The sequence below is a fragment of the Pseudomonas sp. NPDC078416 genome (assembly GCF_050268485.1).
In the GTDB taxonomy this organism is placed as follows: domain Bacteria; phylum Pseudomonadota; class Gammaproteobacteria; order Pseudomonadales; family Pseudomonadaceae; genus Aquipseudomonas.
In genome coordinates this window covers 832,564-852,815 of record NZ_JBNNGV010000001.1, presented here as the reverse complement: position 1 = coordinate 852,815, position 20,252 = coordinate 832,564, and the positions used below count along the sequence as shown (strand labels likewise).

Annotated in this window: 17 protein-coding genes and 1 other RNA gene; 9 read left to right on the top strand and 9 right to left on the bottom strand. The window is 57.8% G+C overall.

Annotation, left to right across the window (positions count from 1 at the left end; all coding sequences use genetic code 11):
* Positions 1-185 precede the first annotated feature (185 nt).
* Entirely contained in the window at positions 186-2,105 is a 1,920-nt protein-coding gene (gene dnaK, locus ACQKEN_RS03800) for a molecular chaperone DnaK (protein WP_192173314.1), read from the bottom strand.
* A gap of 102 nt (positions 2,106-2,207) precedes the next feature.
* Positions 2,208-2,774, bottom strand: a complete 567-nt coding sequence (gene grpE / locus ACQKEN_RS03795) for a nucleotide exchange factor GrpE (RefSeq protein WP_065987614.1) — start codon at positions 2,772-2,774, stop codon at positions 2,208-2,210.
* A gap of 276 nt (positions 2,775-3,050) precedes the next feature.
* Between grpE and recN the strand changes: the two genes are divergently transcribed.
* Positions 3,051-4,724 (top strand): DNA repair protein RecN, encoded by a 1,674-nt coding sequence (gene recN / locus ACQKEN_RS03790; RefSeq protein WP_074888451.1) that lies wholly within the window; start codon positions 3,051-3,053, stop codon positions 4,722-4,724.
* A 111-nt stretch (positions 4,725-4,835) separates the two neighbouring features.
* On the opposite strand, the gene fur is transcribed toward recN, so the two are convergent.
* Entirely contained in the window at positions 4,836-5,243 is a 408-nt protein-coding gene (gene fur, locus ACQKEN_RS03785; protein ID WP_065987616.1) for a ferric iron uptake transcriptional regulator, read from the bottom strand.
* A 98-nt stretch (positions 5,244-5,341) separates the two neighbouring features.
* Between fur and ACQKEN_RS03780 the strand changes: the two genes are divergently transcribed.
* A complete protein-coding gene (locus tag ACQKEN_RS03780) occupies positions 5,342-5,866 on the top strand; it encodes an outer membrane protein assembly factor BamE (RefSeq protein ID WP_074888447.1) in 525 nt (174 codons plus the stop codon).
* 87 nt (positions 5,867-5,953) lie between these two features.
* On the opposite strand, the gene ACQKEN_RS03775 is transcribed toward ACQKEN_RS03780, so the two are convergent.
* Genes ACQKEN_RS03775 through ACQKEN_RS03765 form a run of 3 tightly spaced genes read right to left on the bottom strand, consistent with a single transcriptional unit; the run spans position 5,954 to position 8,112 of the window.
* On the bottom strand, positions 5,954-6,274 hold the full coding sequence (locus tag ACQKEN_RS03775) for an RnfH family protein (RefSeq protein WP_427683742.1): 321 nt from the start codon (positions 6,272-6,274) through the stop codon (positions 5,954-5,956).
* Positions 6,267-6,701 carry a type II toxin-antitoxin system RatA family toxin gene (locus tag ACQKEN_RS03770; RefSeq protein ID WP_074888440.1) on the bottom strand — a complete coding sequence of 145 codons (435 nt, stop codon included), beginning with the start codon at positions 6,699-6,701 and terminating at the stop codon, positions 6,267-6,269. The genes ACQKEN_RS03775 and ACQKEN_RS03770 overlap by 8 nt, the downstream gene beginning before the upstream one ends.
* A 7-nt stretch (positions 6,702-6,708) precedes the next feature.
* Entirely contained in the window at positions 6,709-8,112 is a 1,404-nt protein-coding gene (locus ACQKEN_RS03765) for a sodium-dependent transporter (RefSeq protein WP_427683740.1), read from the bottom strand.
* 127 nt (positions 8,113-8,239) lie between these two features.
* Between ACQKEN_RS03765 and smpB the strand changes: the two genes are divergently transcribed.
* A complete protein-coding gene (smpB, locus tag ACQKEN_RS03760) occupies positions 8,240-8,722 on the top strand; it encodes an SsrA-binding protein SmpB (protein WP_065987620.1) in 483 nt (160 codons plus the stop codon).
* 209 nt (positions 8,723-8,931) lie between these two features.
* Here the strand turns inward: smpB and ACQKEN_RS03755 are convergent, their stop codons facing one another.
* Entirely contained in the window at positions 8,932-9,699 is a 768-nt protein-coding gene (locus tag ACQKEN_RS03755) for a GntR family transcriptional regulator (RefSeq protein ID WP_427683738.1), read from the bottom strand.
* Between the two features lie 427 nt (positions 9,700-10,126).
* On the opposite strand from ACQKEN_RS03755, the gene ACQKEN_RS03750 reads away from it, so the two are divergent.
* The 6 genes from ACQKEN_RS03750 (at position 10,127) to ACQKEN_RS03725 (ending at position 18,377) form a co-directional block, all read left to right on the top strand.
* Positions 10,127-11,833 carry a lactate permease LctP family transporter gene (locus ACQKEN_RS03750; protein ID WP_427683736.1) on the top strand — a complete coding sequence of 569 codons (1,707 nt, stop codon included), beginning with the start codon at positions 10,127-10,129 and terminating at the stop codon, positions 11,831-11,833.
* Positions 11,834-11,901: 68 nt separating this feature from the next.
* A complete protein-coding gene (gene lldD, locus ACQKEN_RS03745; RefSeq protein WP_074888426.1) occupies positions 11,902-13,047 on the top strand; it encodes an FMN-dependent L-lactate dehydrogenase LldD in 1,146 nt (381 codons plus the stop codon).
* Between the two features lie 74 nt (positions 13,048-13,121).
* Complete coding sequence (locus ACQKEN_RS03740) at positions 13,122-15,932, top strand: FAD-binding and (Fe-S)-binding domain-containing protein (RefSeq protein WP_427683733.1); 2,811 nt, start codon at positions 13,122-13,124, stop codon at positions 15,930-15,932.
* A 211-nt stretch (positions 15,933-16,143) separates the two neighbouring features.
* Entirely contained in the window at positions 16,144-16,434 is a 291-nt protein-coding gene (locus ACQKEN_RS03735; protein ID WP_074888420.1) for a hypothetical protein, read from the top strand.
* Positions 16,435-16,547: 113 nt separating this feature from the next.
* Positions 16,548-16,939, top strand: a transfer-messenger RNA (tmRNA) gene (gene ssrA, locus ACQKEN_RS03730).
* Between the two features lie 181 nt (positions 16,940-17,120).
* Positions 17,121-18,377 carry an integrase domain-containing protein gene (locus ACQKEN_RS03725; protein WP_427683731.1) on the top strand — a complete coding sequence of 419 codons (1,257 nt, stop codon included), beginning with the start codon at positions 17,121-17,123 and terminating at the stop codon, positions 18,375-18,377.
* 238 nt (positions 18,378-18,615) lie between these two features.
* On the opposite strand, the gene ACQKEN_RS03720 is transcribed toward ACQKEN_RS03725, so the two are convergent.
* A complete protein-coding gene (locus tag ACQKEN_RS03720) occupies positions 18,616-19,056 on the bottom strand; it encodes a hypothetical protein (protein WP_427683729.1) in 441 nt (146 codons plus the stop codon).
* Between the two features lie 29 nt (positions 19,057-19,085).
* Entirely contained in the window at positions 19,086-20,141 is a 1,056-nt protein-coding gene (gene dbpB / locus ACQKEN_RS03715; protein ID WP_427683727.1) for a DGQHR domain-containing protein DpdB, read from the bottom strand.
* Between the last annotated feature and the right edge of the window lie 111 nt (positions 20,142-20,252).

The window sequence follows — 20,252 nt, the reverse complement described above, 5'->3', positions numbered from 1 at the left end:
AAAAGCGGCTGAACAAGCCGGAGTGCAGGAGCATCCGGCTTTGCCACAAAGCCCGCGAATCAGCTTCGCAAGCTCGAAAATTTTGGGTGTTCCAGACACGCCAACGCGGGAGCAAGCTCCCGCGCGGCGACATCCTACCAGCGACCGCTGGAAAGCGGTCAACCGGCGATCAAGTGAGCCTGCGCTTACTTGTGGTCTTTCACTTCTTCGAACTCGGCGTCGACAACGTCGTCAGCCGGCTTGCTTTCTTCCTGAGCGGCCTGAGCGCCGCCTTCAGGTTTTTCGGCTTGTTCGGCGTACATCTTCTGAGCAACCGGCGCGGAGACCTTCGACAGTTCCTCGATCTTGGCGTCGATGGCAGCCTTGTCGTCGCCTTTCACAGCGGCTTCAAGTGCAACCAGTGCGGCCTCGATAGCGGTCTTCTCTTCGGCGGTGACTTTGTCGCCAGCGTCGGAGATCATTTTGCGAGTCGAGTGAACCAGCGCATCGCCCTGGTTGCGGGCAGATGCCAGCTCTTCGAACTTGCGGTCTTCGTCCGAATTCGCTTCAGCGTCGCGAATCATCTGCTGGATTTCTTCATCCGACAGACCGGAGTTGGCCTTGATCACGATCGACTGAGTCTTGCCAGTCGCCTTGTCTTTCGCGCCAACGTGCAGAATGCCGTTGGCGTCGATGTCGAAGGTCACTTCGATCTGAGGTACGCCGCGTGGTGCTGGCGGGATCTCGGCCAGGTCGAACTTGCCCAGGGACTTGTTCTGAGCGGCTTGCTTGCGCTCGCCCTGCAGCACGTGAATGGTCACTGCGCCCTGGTTGTCATCGGCAGTCGAGAACACTTGCGATTTCTTGGTAGGAATCGTGGTGTTTTTCTCGATCAGCGCTGTCATCACGCCGCCCATGGTTTCGATACCCAGGGTCAGCGGGCTGACGTCCAGCAGCAGAACGTCTTTCACGTCGCCGGCCAGTACCGCACCCTGAATGGCTGCACCCATGGCGACGGCTTCGTCAGGGTTGACGTCTTTGCGTGCTTCTTTACCGAAAAACTCGGTGACTTTCTGCTGAACCAGTGGCATGCGGGTCTGACCGCCGACCAGGATCACGTCGTTGATCGCGCCGATGTCGATACCCGAATCTTTCAATGCAATGCGGCAAGGCTCGATGGTGCGCTGAACCAGGTCTTCAACCAGCGACTCCAGCTTGGCGCGCGAGATCTTCACGTTCAAGTGCTTGGGACCGGTGGCATCTGCAGTGATGTACGGCAGGTTCACGTCGGTCGAATTGCTCGAAGACAACTCGATCTTCGCTTTCTCGGCAGCTTCTTTCAGACGCTGCATCGCCAGCGGATCACCTTTCAGGTTCATGCCGGATTCTTTCTTGAATTCGTCAACCAGATAATCGATCAGGCGGATGTCGAAGTCTTCACCACCCAGGAAGGTGTCGCCGTTGGTGGCCAACACTTCGAACTGGTGCTCACCATCGACTTCAGCGATTTCGATAACCGAGACGTCGAACGTACCGCCACCCAGGTCATAAACGATGACAGTGTGATCGCCCTTCGCTTTGTCCATACCGTAAGCCAGCGCGGCTGCGGTCGGTTCGTTGATGATGCGCTTCACGTCCAGACCGGCAATACGACCGGCGTCTTTGGTGGCCTGACGCTGGCTGTCGTTGAAGTAGGCAGGGACAGTGATGACCGCCTCGGTCACAGCCTCGCCGAGGTAGTCTTCGGCGGTTTTCTTCATCTTCTTCAGGATTTCAGCCGAAATCTGAGGAGGGGACATTTTCTTGTCGTTGACTTCAACCCATGCGTCGCCGTTGTCAGCCTTGGCGATTTTGTAAGGCACCATCTTGATGTCTTTCTGCACGACTTCTTCGTCGAACTTACGGCCGATCAGACGCTTAACCGCGTACAAGGTGTTGTGCGGGTTGGTAACTGCCTGACGCTTGGCCGATTGACCCACGAGGATCTCGCCATCATTGGCATACGCAATGATCGAAGGTGTGGTACGAGCGCCTTCGGCGTTCTCGATAACCTTGGCTTTACCGTTTTCCAGAACCGAGACGCAGGAGTTGGTGGTCCCCAGGTCGATACCGATAATCTTGCCCATTTTTGACTCTCCCGAAACTTAAATTTGGTTGCCGCAACTGCATTTACAAATTGCGGTAATTCTTAAACGCTTGGCCTGTAAATGGGGGCCACTCAGCTAATTTCAAGCCTGCTCGTCAATAGACGGCGAAACAGGCGATGGCGCTTTGCTGACCACGACCATGGCCGGGCGAAGCAGACGACCATTGAGCTGATAACCCTTCTGGAACACCTTGAGCACGCTGTTCGGCTCCACGTCCGCGCTTTCCTGCATCGCCATTGCCTGATGGTGCTCGGCATTGAACGGCTGGCCATGAGGGTCGATGGCTTCAAGGTTGTAGCGCTTGAGCGTGTCGTAGAACATTTTCAGCGTCAGCTCGATGCCTTCCCGCATCGGCCGGATGCTCTCGTCATCCGAGTTGGACAAGTCCAGACCACGCTCAAGGCTGTCGACGATCGGCAGCAGATCGCTGGCAAACTTCTCAAGGGCGAACTTGTGCGCCTTCTCGACGTCTTGCTCGGCACGGCGGCGGACGTTCTGCAGATCCGCAGCCACACGCAGAGACTGGTCCTGCGCCGCTTTCAGCTGTTCTTCAAGCACTTGCACACGCGTTGCCAGATCATCTTGAGAAGTCGCCGTGTCGGCAGCCTGATCCTGGGCCTGCATGTCCGGGTTCTGTTCGTCAGCCATAAATTCTCTCCTTCTAATTACATCCGTGAGCTCAACTCACGCCTCTGCCCGGCTATATGGGGTCTTAATTTTCGGGTTCAAGGGTTTAGGTGCAGGTTCGGCTGAATAACCCTACAAATGTTCTGACATGAGTCCGGTGGCGGTGAGCGATGGCGAAAAGCAGGATTGATGCTAAAAATTGGCGATGACCTTTCAAATCGAGCTAAGGCCGGGCATTGTCAGCCCAACGCAAAACACTGTATAAATAACCAGACAAATTGTTTGGGAGCCGCTCTGATGCTGGTCCACCTGTCCATACATAACTACGCCATCGTTGAACATCTCGATCTCGAACTTGATCGCGGCATGAGCGTGATCACCGGGGAAACCGGGGCCGGCAAGTCGATCATGCTCGACGCCCTCGGCCTGACGCTGGGCGATCGCGCCGACAGTGGCGTGGTGAGGCCAGGTGCCGACAAGGCAGACATTCTGGCGACCTTCGACGTGTCGGATATCCCTGAAGCAAGCGCATGGCTCAAGGAGCGAGACCTTGAAACCGACGGCCCCTGCATTCTGCGCCGCGTCATTACTGCCGAAGGCCGTTCACGCGCCTACATCAACGGGACGCCATGCCCCCAGGGCGACCTGAAGGCACTTGGTGAACTGGTCATCGACATTCACAGCCAGCACGAGCACCAGTCGCTGCTCAAGACCGACACCCATCGGCGACTGCTGGACGAATACGCGGGCGCCACCGACCTCGCACGCCAAGTGCAACTGGCCTCCCAGCGCTGGCGGCAAACGCGTCAGGAGCTTGAGCGTCTTTCCAATTCAGGCGACGAGCAGCGGGCCAAGCATCAATTGCTGAGCTATCAGCTTGAAGAGCTGGAAAGCCTGAGCCTTGGCGAAAACGAGCTTGAGCGGCTGGAGCAGGAACACACCACGCTGACCAATGCCGAGAGTCTGCTGGGCATCTGCCGGCAAGTGGTCGAGCTGTGCAGTGAAAGCGATTCCGGCAATGCGCTGAATGCACTGACCGCCAGCCTCAACCGGCTCAGCAGCGTGAACAACACGCCCGACGCATTGAATGAAGCCACCAACCTGCTCTCCAGTGCGCAGATTCAGGTCGAAGAAGCCGTCGGCGAGATCAATCGCTTCCTCGATCGTTTTGAAGCGGATCCCGCCCGCCTGCAGCAAATCGAAGAGCGCCTCGACACGATTTACACGCTGGCACGCAAACATCGCGTGCAGCCAACGGAAGTCGCAGCGCTGCACCAGAAGCTGCTCGACGAGATCGAAACCCTCAACGCCAACGATGAAGCGATCGAGAGACTGGAACACGAGGTGGGCTCTTACGCGCGGCACTATCAAGAGAAGGCGCGCGAGCTGAGCGACCTGCGTCACCGTGCTGCGCCGGAACTGGCCCACAAGGTCGAGCACGAAATTCAGCGGCTGGGCATGCCGGGCGGACGCTTCAATATCGAGCTGCGCGAGAACGTAGACAAAGAGCTGTCACCCAACGGGCTGGAGCAGGTTGAGCTGCTGGTCAGCGCCAACCCGGGCCAGCCGCTTAAGGCGCTGGCGAAAGTGGCATCGGGCGGGGAATTGTCGCGGATCAGCCTGGCGATCCAAGTGATCACAGCACAAACCTCTCGGGTTCCGACGCTGGTGTTTGACGAAGTTGACGTGGGTATCGGCGGCCCTACCGCTGAAATCGTCGGCCAACTGCTGCGTCGCCTTGGCGAACGAGGCCAGGTCATGACCGTCACTCACTTGCCGCAAGTCGCCGCCCAAGGGCATCAGCACCTGTTCGTGCACAAGGTTCGTGAAGCGGATGTGACCCGCACGGCAGTGTCCAAGCTGAGCAAGAACGAGCGAGTGGAAGAAGTGGCCCGCATGCTGGGAGGGATCGATCTGACCAAAGAGTCGCTCGCGCACGCCAAGAAGATGGTGGTCACCTCCAAATCGTGAGGCCCATCACCCCCTGATCTGGGCGTCGTCGATCTGGCAGGACGCTGATTGCGAAATGCAAAAACAACAAAGGCGACCCGCGGGTCGCCTTTGTCGTACTTCACAAAAGGCTTACACCTTTTGCTTGCGTACGTAGAGCACCAGATTGTGATCCACCAGCTCGAAGCCGTGCTTGCTCACAATGGCTTTTTGCAGTTTTTCGATTTCTTCGTCGAAGAACTCGATGACCTCGCCGGACTCCACGTTGACCATATGGTCGTGATGGCCTCCGTCAGCCAGCTCGAATACCGCGTGGCCGCCGTCGAAATTGTGGCGAACCACCAATCCGGCTGCTTCGAACTGAGTCAGAACTCGGTAAACCGTTGCCAGACCGACGTCTTCGTTGGCCTCCATCAGCGCCTTGTAGACGTCCTCCGCGCTCATGTGACGCTGCTGCGCAGAATCGAGCATTTGAAGGATCTTGACCCGCGGCAGGGTCACTTTAAGTCCGGCTTTGCGTAGTTCGCTATTTTCAACCATGGTCAGCTTTCTCGCAGACGCTGCTTCGCAGCTTCTCTTAATGCAGGTATGATCGGGGTTTACGTTGTCCCAGCCAAGATAGTGGAAGTCGCCCACCGATGCAAAACACCAAGCTCTTGCTAACCAGTTTCACCTTCGTGGGACTGCTCGCACTCGCCGGTTGTTCATTCCCCGGGGTTTATAAAATCGACATCCAACAGGGCAATGTCGTCACGCAGGACATGATAGACCAGTTACGCCCGGGAATGACCCGTCGGCAAGTAAGGTTTATCATGGGCAACCCCTTGTTGACCGACACCTTCCACCCTGAACGCTGGGACTATCTGTACAGCCTGCAGCCCGGTGGTGGCGAACGCCAGCAGGAACGCGTCAGCCTGATCTTCAATGGCAACGACCAGTTGGCGAGCCTGTCCGGTGACTTCAAGCCGGGTGTCAGCCGCGACGAGGCCATTCTCGGCAAGAGCAGCGACACGACTGTCACCCCCGAAAACCAAGGGACGCAGCCGCCGAAGGAAGAACCACCGAAGCCTGGATCGCTGCTTGAGCAGATTCAGAACGACGTCGACAAGGTCGAGACCGTGCCCGTTCCATCCCAGGAACCGCTGGACACAAACCCGCGCTGATCCACCGCTTCCCCGTGAAATCAGCCGCATAAAAAAGCCCGGACATCCCGGGCTTTTTTACGTGTTTCAATCGAGCCGATGAGAAAATTAAATCGGTTTTTGCGCCTTCTTCGCCTCCGCCGCCTTTAAAGCGCGCAGACGGCGCACCTCTTTCGGGTCCGACAGCAACGGGCGATATATCTCGACCCTGTCGCCGGCTTCGAGCGGGCGCCGCTCCGGTTCCCCTATAAGCTTGCCGAAGATGCCCAACGGGCACTGGGCGAGGTCCAGATCAGGAAAGCGCTCGGCCATGCCCGACGCAGTGGCCGCAGCACGCACCGATGTTCCGACGGGCACTTCCAGTGCGATCAACTCTTGACGGTCCACGGCGGCATAGACCACCTCGACGCGAATCATCGGGTCAGCCATGCAGCTCTTTGGCTCGCTGGCAGAAAGCATCAACCAAGGTGTTGGCGGCCTGATTGAACAGCGGCCCCAAGGTCGCGCGAACGATCGAGCCGCTGTAGTCGAACGACAGGTCCAGGCTGATCTTGCAGGCCTTTTCGTTCAGGGCCTTGAAGGTCCAGACGCCGTGAAGCTGACTGAAAGGCCCCTCCTCCAGATTCATCTCGATGACCTGTCCCGGTGTCAAGGTATTGCGGGTGACGAAGTGCTGGCTCAATCCCCCCTTGGCGATTTCGACACGCGCACGCATCGAGGTGTCACTCTGCTCTAGCACGGTGCCGGCGGAACACCAGGGCAGGAACTCGGAGTAGCGACTCACGTCATTGACCAGGTCGTAAAGCGCCTGGGCGGGATATGGCAAAAGGGCGGAACGTTGAATATGCGTAGTCATGTCAGCGTCATTTCCAAAGCTGAGCGGCAAAGACAATCACGATGCCGATCGGCGCCACATAGCGCATCAAAAAGAACGTTAAAGCGAACAGAACCGGACTGCGCACCGACAACTCGTCACGCACAGCGCCGCGTCCCATCACCCAACCTGCGAATACCACAAAACACAATCCACCCAGCGGCAGCATGATCCGCGAGGTGAAGAAATCGATCACGCCAAAGAAGTCCAGCCCCGACGACGCCCCCCACTGATAGAGATGGAAGCCGCCGCCTTCGTTCACGAAAAATTTGGCCTGCTTCCAGATGTTGAACGAGAAAACCGTCCCGAGGCCGACGAACCAGCAGATGAACGATAGCCAGAAAGTCACCCAGCCGCGGCGAACCTTTGTACGCTCGACCAGGTAAGCGACCATGGGCTCGAGCAAGGATATAGCCGAACTCCAGGCCGCGACGGCGACAAGAATAAAGAACACCACGCCCATCACGGTACCGAAGGCAACGTTACCAAACGCGTATGGCAACGTGACGAACATCAGGCCCGGGCCCTCGCTTGGGTTCAGGCCCGCCGCGAACACAATCGGAAACAATGCAAGGCCCGCCAGCAGCGACACGAAGGTGTCGAGCAATGCCACGCCCACCACCGTCGCGCTGATCGAAGCCTCTTTGGTCATGTAGGCGCCGTAGATCATGATCGAACCAACGCCTACGCTGAGCGAGAAGAACGCATGGCCCATGGCCGGCAGCAGGCCATCCAGCAGCTTCTCGGGCGTGAAGTCGAACATGAAATGCACGCCTTCCATGAAGTGCCCGGTGGTCAGGCTGTAGCCCAACAGAATCACGATAAGTACGAACAGCAAAGGCATCAGGATGCGCAGGCTGCGCTCAAGGCCGGCGTTGACGCCCTTGGCAATGGTGATCGCCGATAGCAGCATGAACAGCGTGTGCCAGCCGACGAGGCGCCATGGATCAGCGATCATCTCGCCAAAATAGGCACCGACACCGTCAGGCGTTACGCCTTTGAAATCGCCTTTGCCGACATCGATGATGTACTCGAGCGACCAGCCACCCACGACGCTATAGAAAGAGAGAATCAGCAGCGCGGTCACCATGCCGGCAAACGCACCCCACGACCACTTCGACGAATGTCCGGCCGCCAATGCCAGCGATCGCAGCGCGTTGGCCGGGCTCTGCCGTGCACGGCGACCGATGAGTGTCTCGGCGATCATCACCGGAATCCCGATCAGGGCGATGCACGCCAGAAACACCAGCACAAATGCACCGCCGCCGTAGACGCCAACCATGTAAGGGAATTTCCAGATGCTGCCCAACCCCACGGCAGAGCCGGTGGCAGCCAGGATGAACACCCAGCGACTGGCCCAACTCCCGTGAACCGAAACCTTGTCCGTCGACATCGTTGACACGTCCAACACGCAAAAAAGATCGCGCATTGTCCGGGATTCACTCCACGTGCTCAAGCTCACAGCTTCAGCGCGCGAGCCCATAGCCGAGACGCCCGTTGATCCCTATAATGCGTCGCCTATGGCTAAGCTCAAGAAACATCCCACAGGGACCATCGCGCAAAATAAAAAGGCGCGTCACGATTACTTCATCGAACACAAGTTCGAGGCCGGTCTGGTCCTGGCTGGCTGGGAAGTAAAAAGCCTGCGTGCCAACAAGGTGCAGCTGGTTGACAGTTACGTGTTGCTCAAGGACGGTGAGGCCTGGCTGATGGGTAGCCATATCTCGCCGCTGACGACAGCCAGTACCCACGTCATCGCTGACCCGACGCGCACCCGTAAACTGCTGCTCAACAAGCGCGAGCTGGAAAAGCTGACGTCGTCTGTTCAGCAAAAAGGCTATGCCTGCGTGGCCCTTGCCCTTTACTGGAAGCAGCACTTGATCAAGTGCGAGATTGCTCTGGGCAAAGGCAAGAAGGAATACGACAAGCGCGACACCGAGCGCGAACGCGACTCCAATCGCGAGCTGCAACGCGCAGTGCGGAACAAGGGCAAGGAAGACTGATTCTTTCGGTGCCTGATTTGCCGCCCCCGCCAGAGGCCGCCGAAAGCAGCGTTGGGCTTTCTGGTTGATGCGGGATCTGTAGGAGCCGGCTTGCTGGCGAATGCGTCATTCCGGTCAACACTGTGATGACTGGAATGGCGGGTTCGCCAGCAAACCGCCTCCAGCATCGATACTAGCGGTCCGTTACGCGTCCCTGGCCCAACCAATATTCAAATCCGGTTACGCCGTTCAGCCCGCGCAGTGCGCTGCACTTGCTGGCGCACTTCCTCAAGAACCTCTTGCACATACAGCAAGTGACGGCTCGACACTTCTCGAGCATCGTCCGCCCGACCTTCGATAATCGCCAGGTACAACTCACGATGCTGATCAATCAGCATGTCGCGGGTTTCTGCGCGCTGTTTGTACATGCCGCCAATATTGGTGACGACACTGCGCCGCAGCAGATCAAACAGACCGCGAATGGTGTGCAGCAACACAGCGTTATGGCTGGCTTCGGCGATGGCGAGGTGGAAATTGGCGTCTGCGGCGCCCTCCTCCGCGCGGCTCACTTCTTCCGCACGGCTGTAGCAATACTGCAACGCATCGAATGCTTCGCGCAGCCGCAGCCGATCGACGTCCGTCGCGCGTATGGCGGCGTAGTAGGCGCATGAGGCTTCCAGGGTGTGACGGAACTCAAGCAGGTCGCGCTGGGCTTCCGGGCTGCTTTCCAGCAGATGAAGCAGCGGATCGCTGAACGTGGACCCGATACTGTCGACGACGTAGTTGCCGCCACCCTGACGACTGACCAACAGCCCTTTGGCCGTCAGCTTTTGAATGGCTTCGCGCAGCGAGGGGCGTGATACCCCGAACTGCTCGGCCAGCGCTCGTTCGGCCGGCAGACGACCGCCGGAGCACAACGTGCCCTCCAGAATCATCCTTTCCAGTTGCTCGACAATATCGTCGGACAAGCGGCGCTGACGCACCTGATCAAAGCCCATAACCCTTCACTCCATAACCCGGCGGCCCCGTCTGACTTGGCTGCGGGGCGCATATTCTCGCCGATCACGATCAGACATTCACCCGGCAGATGTAGGAGAAATCGCCCTCTCAGACGAAGATCCGGCAAATTCCGGGCGAGCTGCTAAGAAAGTTTACGCGTCATAAATTGACACATCGTCAGCAAGGCTTCTAACCTACCTCCAAGACATTGTAAATTGGTATTACCAATTTACAATGCCGGCGACGGACGGCTACCGCTGTACCACGCCGCAGGTGCTTCCCGACGGCGGAACGCTTGAGCTGGTGAGCTGTGCGACTCGTTCGTCAGCGCCGACAGGAAGACAGACAAGCAGTTGTCACCTGCAGGAGCCGCGCACGTAAGACATGGACACCGGGCCTAACCAAAAATAATTAGGGGCCTCATACATGCAAACCTGGCAACAGCTCTACACACCTCTCGGTGGCCTGGGCCTTTCGGCGCTGGTCGCTGTCATTCCGATCGTCTTCTTCTTTCTTGCGCTGGCGATATTCCGGCTCAAGGGCCACGTCGCAGGGGCACTCACGCTTCTGCTCGCCATACTGATTGCGATATTCGCGTTCCAGATGCCCGCCGACATGGCCGTCGCGTCCGCCGGTTACGGGTTCCTCTACGGCTTGTGGCCCATCGCGTGGATCATCATCGCGGCTGTGTTTCTCTACAAACTGACGGTCAAAAGCGGCCAGTTCGAGATCATTCGCAGCTCGGTCATGTCGATTACTGACGACCAGCGCTTGCAGGTCTTGCTGATCGGTTTCTGCTTCGGCGCGTTTCTGGAAGGGGCTGCAGGCTTCGGCGCACCGGTGGCGATCACCGCAGCGTTACTCGTTGGCCTGGGATTGAACCCGCTGTATGCCGCCGGCCTGTGCCTGATCGCCAACACCGCACCCGTGGCCTTTGGCGCACTGGGCATTCCGATCATCGTGGCCGGTCAGGTGTCGGGCCTCGACCCGTTCAAGATCGGCGCCATGGCCGGTCGCCAATTGCCGCTGTTGTCGGTGTTCGTGCCGTTCTGGCTGATGTTCATGATGGACGGCGTGAAAGGCGTCAAAGAGACCTGGCCAGCGGCACTCGTTGCCGGCGGCAGCTTCGCCATCGTGCAATTTCTGACCTCCAACTTTATTGGCCCGGAACTGCCTGACATTACTTCAGCGCTGGTCAGCCTCGTGTCCCTGACCTTCTTCCTGAAAGTCTGGCAGCCCGCTCGCGCAGCCGATGCGCAGATCGCCGGTACGTCCGGCGGTGCTGCGGTCATGGGCGGCGGTACAGGTAATGCAGGCGGCTTTGGTCAACCGCGCACTACCAAGAAATCGCCGTACTCGGCGGGCACTATTATCAAGGCATGGTCACCCTTCCTGATCCTGACTGTGGTGGTGACGATCTGGACGCTGAAGCCGTTCAAGGCGCTGTTCGCTGCGGGCGGTCCGCTGCAGGCGCTGACCATGAATTTCCCGGTGCCGCACCTGGATCAACTGGTCATGAAGATGGCGCCGATTGTCGCCAACCCGACCGCCATGCCGGCGGTGTACAAGTTTGACCTGCTCGCTGCATCGGGCAGTGCGATTTTGATCTCGGCCATTCTGGCGATGATCGTGCTGCGCATCAGCGCCAAAACCGGGCTGACCACGTTCAAAGAGACGCTGATCGAACTGCGCTGGGCCATCGTGTCCATCGGCATGGTGCTGGCTTTCGCCTTCGTCATGAACTACTCCGGGATGTCCTCGACGCTGGCCTTGGTCCTCGCCGGGACAGGCAGCGCCTTCCCGTTCTTCTCGCCGTTCCTCGGCTGGCTGGGCGTGTTCCTGACAGGCTCCGATACTTCGTCGAACGCGCTGTTCGGCTCGTTGCAGGCCACCACCGCGCATCAACTGGGCGTCAGTGACGTGCTGATGGTGGCGGCCAACTCCAGCGGCGGCGTGACCGGCAAGATGATTTCCCCACAATCGATCGCGGTGGCCTGCGCGGCGACCGGGCTGGTGGGTAAAGAATCCGACCTGTTCCGCTTCACTCTCAAGCACAGCATTTTCTTTGCCACGATCGTTGGCTGCATCACCTACGCCCAGGCGTACTGGTTCACCGGCATGCTGGTTCATTAACCAGACGAGCGCCGGGTGTGCTTCTTGCGCGCCCGGCTGTAGCCCCGCTCACTCATCTGCGAGATCCCATGATCATTTCTGCCTCCACCGACTACCGCGCCGCCGCCCAGCGCAAGCTCCCGCCCTTTCTTTTTCACTACGCTGACGGTGGCGCCTACGCCGAGCACACCTTGCGCCACAACGTCTCCGACCTGGCCGACATTGCGCTGCGCCAGCGCATCCTGAAGAACATGTCCGAGCTGAGTCTGGAGACGACGCTGTTCGGTGAAACCTTGAGCATGCCGATGGCACTCGCCCCGGTCGGCTTGTGTGGCATGTACGCCCGCCGTGGCGAAGTGCAGGCCGCCCGCGCCGCAGATGCCAAGGGCATTCCGTTCACACTGTCGACGGTGTCGCTTTGCCCGATTGAAGAAGTCGCGCCGGCGATCAAGCGACCCATGTGGTTTCAGCTGTATGTACTGAAAGACCGCGGTTTCATGCGCAACGCGCTGGAGCGAGCCAAAGCTGCCGGCGTAAAAACACTGGTGTTCACCGTCGACATGCCCGTCCCGGGCGCTCGTTACCGTGACGCGCACTCTGGCATGAGCGGCAAAAGCGGGCCCATGCGCCGCGTTTTGCAAGCCATGACTCACCCGCAATGGGCATGGGATGTGGGCATCAACGGCCGTCCCCATGACCTGGGCAACGTGTCGGCGTATCGCGGCAACCCGACCGGTCTCACCGATTACATCGCCTGGCTGGGAAATAATTTCGATCCGTCGATTTCATGGAAAGACCTGGAATGGATTCGTGATTCCTGGGACGGTCCGATGATCATCAAGGGCATCCTCGACCCGGACGACGCGCGTGACGCGGTGAAATTCGGCGCCGACGGCATCGTCGTGTCCAACCATGGCGGCCGCCAGCTCGATGGTGTGTTGTCCAGCGCCCGTGCGCTGCCCGCCATTGCCGACGCCGTGAAGGGCGATCTGAAGATCCTCGCCGACTCCGGCATTCGCAGCGGCCTGGATGTGGTGCGCATGATTGCCCTCGGTGCCGACACCGTGCTGATCGGCCGAGCGTTCATCTACGCCTTGGCCACCCACGGCGAGGCCGGCGTGAAAAACCTGCTGGATCTGTTCGAGAAGGAAATGCGCGTGGCGATGGTCTTGACCGGCGCCAAGTCGATCAGCGAGATCACCCGCGATTCGCTGGTCCGCGAACTGGGCGCCTGAATCGCCCCGATCACGACCCATGCGGCCCGACAGAGGCCGCAGCGCCGCCGAGATGCCCCCCACGAGGAAATCGCATGACTTTGCCCGCCGCGTTTCTGGCCGGTGTGAACAGCCTCATTCCCACCGGACGACGCTTCGACGACCCGCTCTCGACCCTGGCCTTCGGCACCGACGCCAGTTTTTATCGGCTGATCCCCAAACTGGTCATCCGCGTCGAATCAGAAGACGAAGTCGTGGCGCTGCTTAAACTGGCGCAGGCCGATAAAGTCCCCGTGACCTTCCGCGCGGCGGGCACCAGCCTCTCGGGGCAGGCCATCAGCGACTCGGTGTTGATCGTGCTCGGCGACAACTGGAATGGCCGTGAAATACGCGAGCAGGGTGCGCAGATCCGTTTGCAACCTGGCGTTATCGGCGCACAGGCCAACGTCTGGCTGGCGCCATTCGGGCGCAAGATCGGTCCTGATCCAGCGTCCATGCATGCGGCAAAAATCGGCGGCATCGTCGCCAACAATTCCAGCGGCATGTGCTGCGGCACGGCCCAGAACACCTACCACACCCTCGCCGGCATCCGGCTAGTGCTCGCCGACGGCGCCCGCCTGGACACGGAAGACGCCGCCAGTGTCGCTGCGTTTAAAGTCAGCCATGCCGAGCTGCTCGAACGCCTCGCGCAACTGGGCCGTGAGACCCGCGCCAATACCGAACTCGCCGCGAAGATTCGCCACAAGTACCGCCTGAAGAACACCTGCGGCCTGTCGCTGAACGCCTTGGTGGATTTCGACGAGCCGCTCGACATCCTCAGTCACTTGCTGGTGGGGTCAGAGGGCACGCTGGGTTTCATCAGCGCGGTGACGTACGACACAGTGCCCGATCACCCGAGCAAGGCGACGGCGCTGATTGTCTTTCCTGACATCGAAACCTGTTGCAACGCCGTGACGGTTCTGAAAACCCAGCCGGTCGCTGCTGTCGAACTGCTTGATCGACGCAGCATGCGTTCGGTGCAGACCAAGCCAGGCATGCCGGCATTCGTTCGTGAACTGTCGGAAGGTGCCTGCGCACTGTTGATCGAGGCCCGTGCCGCAACACAACCGTTACTGCACGAACAGCTGGCGCAGATCATGGCGTCCATCGCGCATTTCCCGGTCGAGAAGCAGGTCGATTTCACCGAAGACGCGACCGAGAACGCACGGCTCTGGGCCATTCGCAAAGACACCTTCCCTGCAGTCGGCGCGGTGCGTGAGACCGGTACGACCGTGATCATCGAGGACGTGACCTTCCCGGTCGAGCAACTGGCCATCGGCGTTCGGCGATTGATCGAGCTGTTCGAAAAGCACCGATACGACGAAGCGATCCTGTTCGGCCACGCGCTGGAGGGCAACCTGCACTTTGTCTTTACCCAAGGGTTCAACGATCCGCAGGAGATTGCGCGTTATTCCGCGTTCATGGATGACGTCACGCAACTGGTGGCCGTGGAGTTCAACGGTTCACTGAAAGCCGAACACGGTACCGGCCGCAACATGGCGCCGTTCGTGGAGCTTGAGTGGGGCCGCGAAGCGTACGCGCTGATGTGGCAACTCAAGCGGCTGCTCGATCCCGCCGGCATTCTCAATCCGGACGTCGTGCTCAGTGACGATCCGCAGGTACACCTCAAGCACCTGAAACCCATGCCCGCTGCCGATGCGATCATCGACAAATGCATCGAGTGTGGTTTCTGCGAACCGGTGTGTCCGTCGAAAGGCCTGACGCTGAGCCCACGGCAACGCATCGTCATGTGGCGTGAGATTCAGGCAAAAAAACGCGCGGGCACCGACACGACTCAGTTGGAGCGTGACTATCAATACCAGGGCATCGACACCTGCGCGGCCACCGGTTTGTGCGCACAACGTTGCCCGGTCGGCATCAATACCGGCGAGCTGGTGAAAAAGCTTCGCGGGGAGCACGCGCACCACGACAAGGCCGCCAGATGGATCGGTCAGCACTTTGCAACCGCATTGAAGGGCGCGCGATTTACGCTGCATGCCGCCAACGGCGCCCGCATGCTGTTGGGCGCACCGAGGCTGGCGAAGATCTCCGCCACTTTGAGTAAAGCGTCTGCGGGCCGCGTACCCCAGTGGACGCCAGCGATGCCGCAGCCCGAGCACGCCATTCGCTTCACGCCCCCGCTTGAAGATTCGCGTCCTCGGGTGGTCTACCTGGCCGCCTGTGTGTCCCGCGTCATGGGGCCTGCGGCGGGCGATCGCGAGCAGATGTCGCTGATGGACAAGACCCGAGGGCTGCTGGAGAAAGCCGGTTATCAAGTGGTGTTTACGGAAGACCAGGACAGTCTGTGCTGCGGCCAGCCTTTCGCCTCCAAGGGTTACGCCGAGCAGGCGGAACACAAGCGTCAACAGATGCTTGCTGCGCTGACCACGGCCAGTCGCGGCGGACTCGATCCGATCTATTGCGACACCAGTCCCTGCACCTTGCGTCTGGTTCAGGACCTCAAGGAAACGCGGCTCGACCTCTATGACCCGGTACGTTTCATCCGCACCCACCTGCTGGACAAACTGTTGTTCACCCCGCAACAGGCGCCCATCGCTGTTCACGTCACTTGCAGCACGCAACACTTGGGCGAGAGCCAGGCGCTGATCGACCTTGCGCGAATGTGCAGCGTGAACGTGGTCGTGCCCGAAGGCATTCACTGCTGCGGATTCGCGGGAGACAAAGGCTTCACCACACCTGAGCTGAATGCCCATGCGCTGCGCTCGTTGAAAGACGCTGTTCAATTCTGCGATGAAGGCATTTCGACCAGCCGGACGTGCGAAATCGGGCTCACGCAACATGGCGGCATCGACTACCACGGCCTGGTCTATCTTGTGGATCGAGTGACGCAACCAAGAACCGCTTGATGCACACAAATGGGGCGGAGATCGCCCCATAATCCCGAAACATCCCGCAACGTGGCTTTTTCACAGCATCGTGAAAAAAAATAGAACCCCTGCGATGGCCGGCAGTCCATCTCTTTAGGCGCCACAACTCATTCGGCGCTTTTTTCCTCTATCTCGGGGCACCGGCGAAATCAGCCGGCGATACCGAGTCAACAGGCTCAAGGAGATACACATGAAGCGCACCGCACTGACTGGACTGTTTCTTACCGCTGCACTGTTGGGCTCCCCGGTTTTCGCTGCTGATGACCTGTGCGGCGCGAACATCGCGGCACTGAAGAATGCTGAAGCGTCGACGACCACCAACCTGACTGGCGACAGCAAGACCGACATCGAAAAAACCGTTGCCGATGCCACCGCCGCGCAAAAACGTGGCGATGACAAGGAGTGCATCTCGATCACTACCAAAAAAATCACCGAGCTGAAAACCGGCGGTGACGGCAGCGACGGCGGTGCCGCGAAGTAATTGCCGGATCGGGACGGTCACAAGCCCGTCGCGAGCGGAATGTCAGGCGGACGGTCGACGTATCTCATTGATTCGGGTAGACTCCGCCGCCTGACTGCTAGAGCAGCAGAATTGGGGCCGATTAGGATTCGACGCCGGTGATGAAACTCTAGGGGCATGCCGACTTGGTAACAGAAGTCGTAAATCCACTGTTGCAACTTTCTATAGTTGCCAATGACGAAACCTACGGGGAACAAGCTCTCGCCGCGTAAGCGGTGCTAGCCTTCCTTCTGGTAGCTTCGGCTCCAGCAATCACCAGGGGATGCCTGTAAACCCAAAGTGATTGTCATATAGAACAGGATCGCCGTGCAGTACGCTGTGGACGAATCGGCTAAAACTTACACAGCTCGCCCAAAGCACCCTGCCCGTCGGGTCGCTGAGGGTTAACTTAATAGACACGGCTAAGCATGTAGGCCCGAAAGCGGAGTACTGGCGGACGGGGGTTCAAATCCCCCCGGCTCCACCATTTTTACATCTAAAGACGTCCAAGGACGTCTTTTTTTGTGCCTAAAATCCAGTGAATACGGGGATTTCAGGTCCATCGGCGTCCGAAGAGATCCGACCCCATCCATCAAACCTTGTATTCCAGGTGGTATTCCAAGCCCCCACTGATATTTTTTGGAATACACACAGCGCTGGAGAACACCATGGGTGCCAAAGCCACGCGGCTTTCAGACGTCAAGGTCAAAGCAGCTAAACCGAAGGAAAAGGACTACATCCTCTCTGACGGCGACGGCTTGCAGATGAGGGTAAGAGCCAATGGCTCGAAGCTGTGGAATTTCAATTACATCCATCCGGCGACCAAAAAGCGGATCAACATGGGCCTCGGGACCTTTCCCGAAATTAGCTTGGCTCAGGCGCGAAAGCGGACCGTGGAATCTAGGGAAATGGTCGCTCAGGGCCTGGACCCAAAAGAGAAGCGCGACGCCGATCGGCAAACGCTAAAAGCGACCACTGAGCACACCTTCAAAAATGTAGCCGCCGCTTGGTTCGACCTTAAGAAAGACTCCGTTACCACTGCTTACGCGGAAGACATATGGCGCTCACTAAGTTTGCATGTTTTCCCCGACCTAGCTGCTACACCAATCTCAGCTATCACAGCCCCGGCCGCCATCAACCTGCTGAGGCCCCTTGAAACTAAAGGTAGCTTAGAGACAGTTAAGCGACTAAGTCAGCGGCTTAACGAAATCATGACTTACGGAGTGAATTCTGGCTTGATCCACGCAAATCCCCTCAGCGGGATTCGCTCGGTCTTCAAGAAGCCCAAAAAGAAGAACATGGCGGCGCTCGCCCCTGATGAGCTCAAAGAACTGATGGTGACCGTTGCTAATGCCAGCATAAAAAGGACCACGCGCTGTTTGATCGAGTGGCAGCTCCACACGATGACCCGTCCAGCGGAGGCAGCCACAGCTCGCTGGGCAGACATCGACGTCGAGAAGAAAATCTGGACGATACCGCCAGAACGGATGAAGAAGCGCCGGACACACATTATCCCGCTTACAGAACAGGCCGTAGCGCTCCTTGAGGCCATCAAACCATTCAGTGGGCATCGTGAGTATGTCTTTCCTGCGGACCGGAATCCTCGCACTCACTGCAACAGCCAAACCGCCAATATGGCTTTGAAGCGCATGGGTTTCGAAGGCCGTCTAGTCAGCCATGGAATGCGGTCAATGGCGAGCACAATCCTTAACGAGCACGGCTGGAATCCTGAACTGATAGAGGTTGCGCTTGCGCATGTTGATAAGGACGAGGTACGTAGCGCCTATAACAGGGCTGATTACATTGAGCGCAGGCGTCCGATGATGAAGTGGTGGAGCGAGCACATCCAAGAGGCTGCAACGGGGAATCTTTCAATGTCAGCGTTTAATAAGGATAGGGCAACAAAACTCGTCGCGGTACGCTGAGGAATGCCCGCTTCTATATTCTCTATGCGCGATCGAATATCATTTAATTCGAGCAATCCCGCAGTGCTGCTAGGCCAATGGCCTAGCAGCATGATTTTTTTTCTGCCCTCTAGCGGCAACCCACTTGAGGCGAATCGTTTACAGAATGACCTGACTTAACCATCTTAATGCCAACCGAAGAATTGGTTTACTTACTCGCACGATAAAGAACTATCATGAACTGAGAATTTCCACCGCATCAATCCAAACCCCAGACCAACAAGTCAGCACAAAGAGCTTCAAACAAAAAATTAATAATCCTGGCTCGCCCTGGACCTAGTGCTGAGGCGATAGTTATTACAGAGACCAAAATAGAGTTGATCGTTGGAAGATGGGCTGACTTATTAAGACATTCAAAAACCTTTTCAAACTTATCCAACATAGTTCTCTGAGAGAAACTTAATCCTTGTACAACATGTGTAGATGGTGTCAGATAAAGGATATTTGCCCGAGTTCGCAAACCGTATGCTTCCGTTAACATCCCGTAACCTTCAGCGGGAAATGCTTCGTCCTGACCAGCAAGCCTCCTCAAGGCCTCCTGAAAGGCCATAGACAAACGGAGTATAACTTCTGAAAACTGCTTCACACCGACATTACTGGCGAGGGCAGGTGTCAAATCCGACATAATTAAATTAGTCATAATAGCTCCTGTGTATTTGCACAAGTCATTCAGCCCGGCGCAAACTCAGCACTTCGAATTACGCGCGTAAGATGATCTGTCAAAAGATGAATATCGCCATGTAAATTCTGAACGCCGTTCCACGGTCTGCTTCCAGTTTTGAAAGACCACTCTCCTGAACCTAACGTCCAGGCTGTGTATCCTTGTAGCCGTTTAAGCCCCAGCTTAAATATTGGGGCCAAGGGTGCACCCGTCGCGCATAACTGCTCCATTACGAAACCCATCGAGATAATTCCCGCGCTATGAACAAGACGTGAGCTCTTGGGTGTATGACCATGCCAGGCATTTCCAAATACTTCCTGGACTGCCTGGAAAAACTCACTCACGACCAAGAAACACCGATCCTCACCTCCCGATAAACCAATCAGTTCCCGACAGTAACCATCGGATAGAGAATTCATTATCAGCTTTTGAAGCGACGTATCGCCAATGACTCCCAGGGGATTGGTATGCTGCTTAATCTGACCTTGCAAAGAGGATCGATCATCGTAGTTCAGCATTTCCACAATGCGTGCTGCGCGGGCGCGCGATGTCATTCTGAATGGAAGGCCGCTGACAGACGGGAGAAGCTCGTATACCAGCGACTTAGGTAAAGGGCTGGTGTTGTTCACAAGAATGAATTGCCGGCGGAGTTCTTCCTGACTTTCACACACCAGAGCAGATACCAGGAGTTGAAACGAACTGCCCTCAAGGCCGGCTAACGCAGATAGGCGTTGCTGACCGTCCACGACGAACCCAGGAGGGCCGGAGGAAATATCTACCTCAATTTCTGCATAGGCTCCATGCCCTTCCACCACCCGGACTCCACTGGTAAAAGCTAACACCACAGCATTGGGCATTACCGCATCGGGGCGGGACAGGTAGTCGCGAATCTCTCGTATGTGCTTGGACACCTGTGGCCGCTGAAAGCCATGAAGGGCGCCACGATCATCACGCTTGACTCGGTCGATGCTAGCGATCGCCAAAATCTGCTCAACGGTAGCCGCAAACGATACCACTTGATGGGTTGGGCTTTGTAACGCCTTGATTGCGCTGAACTTAAGCAATGAGTCTCTTCCTTCCTCGAGCGGCCCACATAAAGAGGGGTAGCAGCAGTATTGAGGCTCTTATACCAACCCTTCTGCATAAAAACCAGCCTAAGCGCATTGGCCCGCACA

Bases quoted from the DNA above. Each gene is read 5' to 3' on its own strand.
- grpE (WP_065987614.1), bottom strand. From the start codon at position 2,774: ATGGCTGACGAACAGAACCCGGACATGCAGGCCCAGGATCAGGCTGCC.
- ACQKEN_RS03740 (WP_427683733.1), top strand. From the start codon at position 13,122: ATGACTTTGCCCGCCGCGTTTCTGGCCGGTGTGAACAGCCTCATTCCC.
- smpB (WP_065987620.1), top strand. From the start codon at position 8,240: ATGGCTAAGCTCAAGAAACATCCCACAGGGACCATCGCGCAAAATAAA.
- ACQKEN_RS03755 (WP_427683738.1), bottom strand. From the start codon at position 9,699: ATGGGCTTTGATCAGGTGCGTCAGCGCCGCTTGTCCGACGATATTGTC.
- ACQKEN_RS03780 (WP_074888447.1), top strand. From the start codon at position 5,342: ATGCAAAACACCAAGCTCTTGCTAACCAGTTTCACCTTCGTGGGACTG.
- ACQKEN_RS03775 (WP_427683742.1), bottom strand. From the start codon at position 6,274: ATGGCTGACCCGATGATTCGCGTCGAGGTGGTCTATGCCGCCGTGGAC.
- lldD (WP_074888426.1), top strand. From the start codon at position 11,902: ATGATCATTTCTGCCTCCACCGACTACCGCGCCGCCGCCCAGCGCAAG.
- ACQKEN_RS03735 (WP_074888420.1), top strand. From the start codon at position 16,144: ATGAAGCGCACCGCACTGACTGGACTGTTTCTTACCGCTGCACTGTTG.
- ACQKEN_RS03765 (WP_427683740.1), bottom strand. From the start codon at position 8,112: ATGTCGACGGACAAGGTTTCGGTTCACGGGAGTTGGGCCAGTCGCTGG.
- ACQKEN_RS03720 (WP_427683729.1), bottom strand. From the start codon at position 19,056: ATGACTAATTTAATTATGTCGGATTTGACACCTGCCCTCGCCAGTAAT.
- ACQKEN_RS03725 (WP_427683731.1), top strand. From the start codon at position 17,121: ATGGGTGCCAAAGCCACGCGGCTTTCAGACGTCAAGGTCAAAGCAGCT.
- dnaK (WP_192173314.1), bottom strand. From the start codon at position 2,105: ATGGGCAAGATTATCGGTATCGACCTGGGGACCACCAACTCCTGCGTC.
- ACQKEN_RS03750 (WP_427683736.1), top strand. From the start codon at position 10,127: ATGCAAACCTGGCAACAGCTCTACACACCTCTCGGTGGCCTGGGCCTT.
- recN (WP_074888451.1), top strand. From the start codon at position 3,051: ATGCTGGTCCACCTGTCCATACATAACTACGCCATCGTTGAACATCTC.
- fur (WP_065987616.1), bottom strand. From the start codon at position 5,243: ATGGTTGAAAATAGCGAACTACGCAAAGCCGGACTTAAAGTGACCCTG.
- ACQKEN_RS03770 (WP_074888440.1), bottom strand. From the start codon at position 6,701: ATGACTACGCATATTCAACGTTCCGCCCTTTTGCCATATCCCGCCCAG.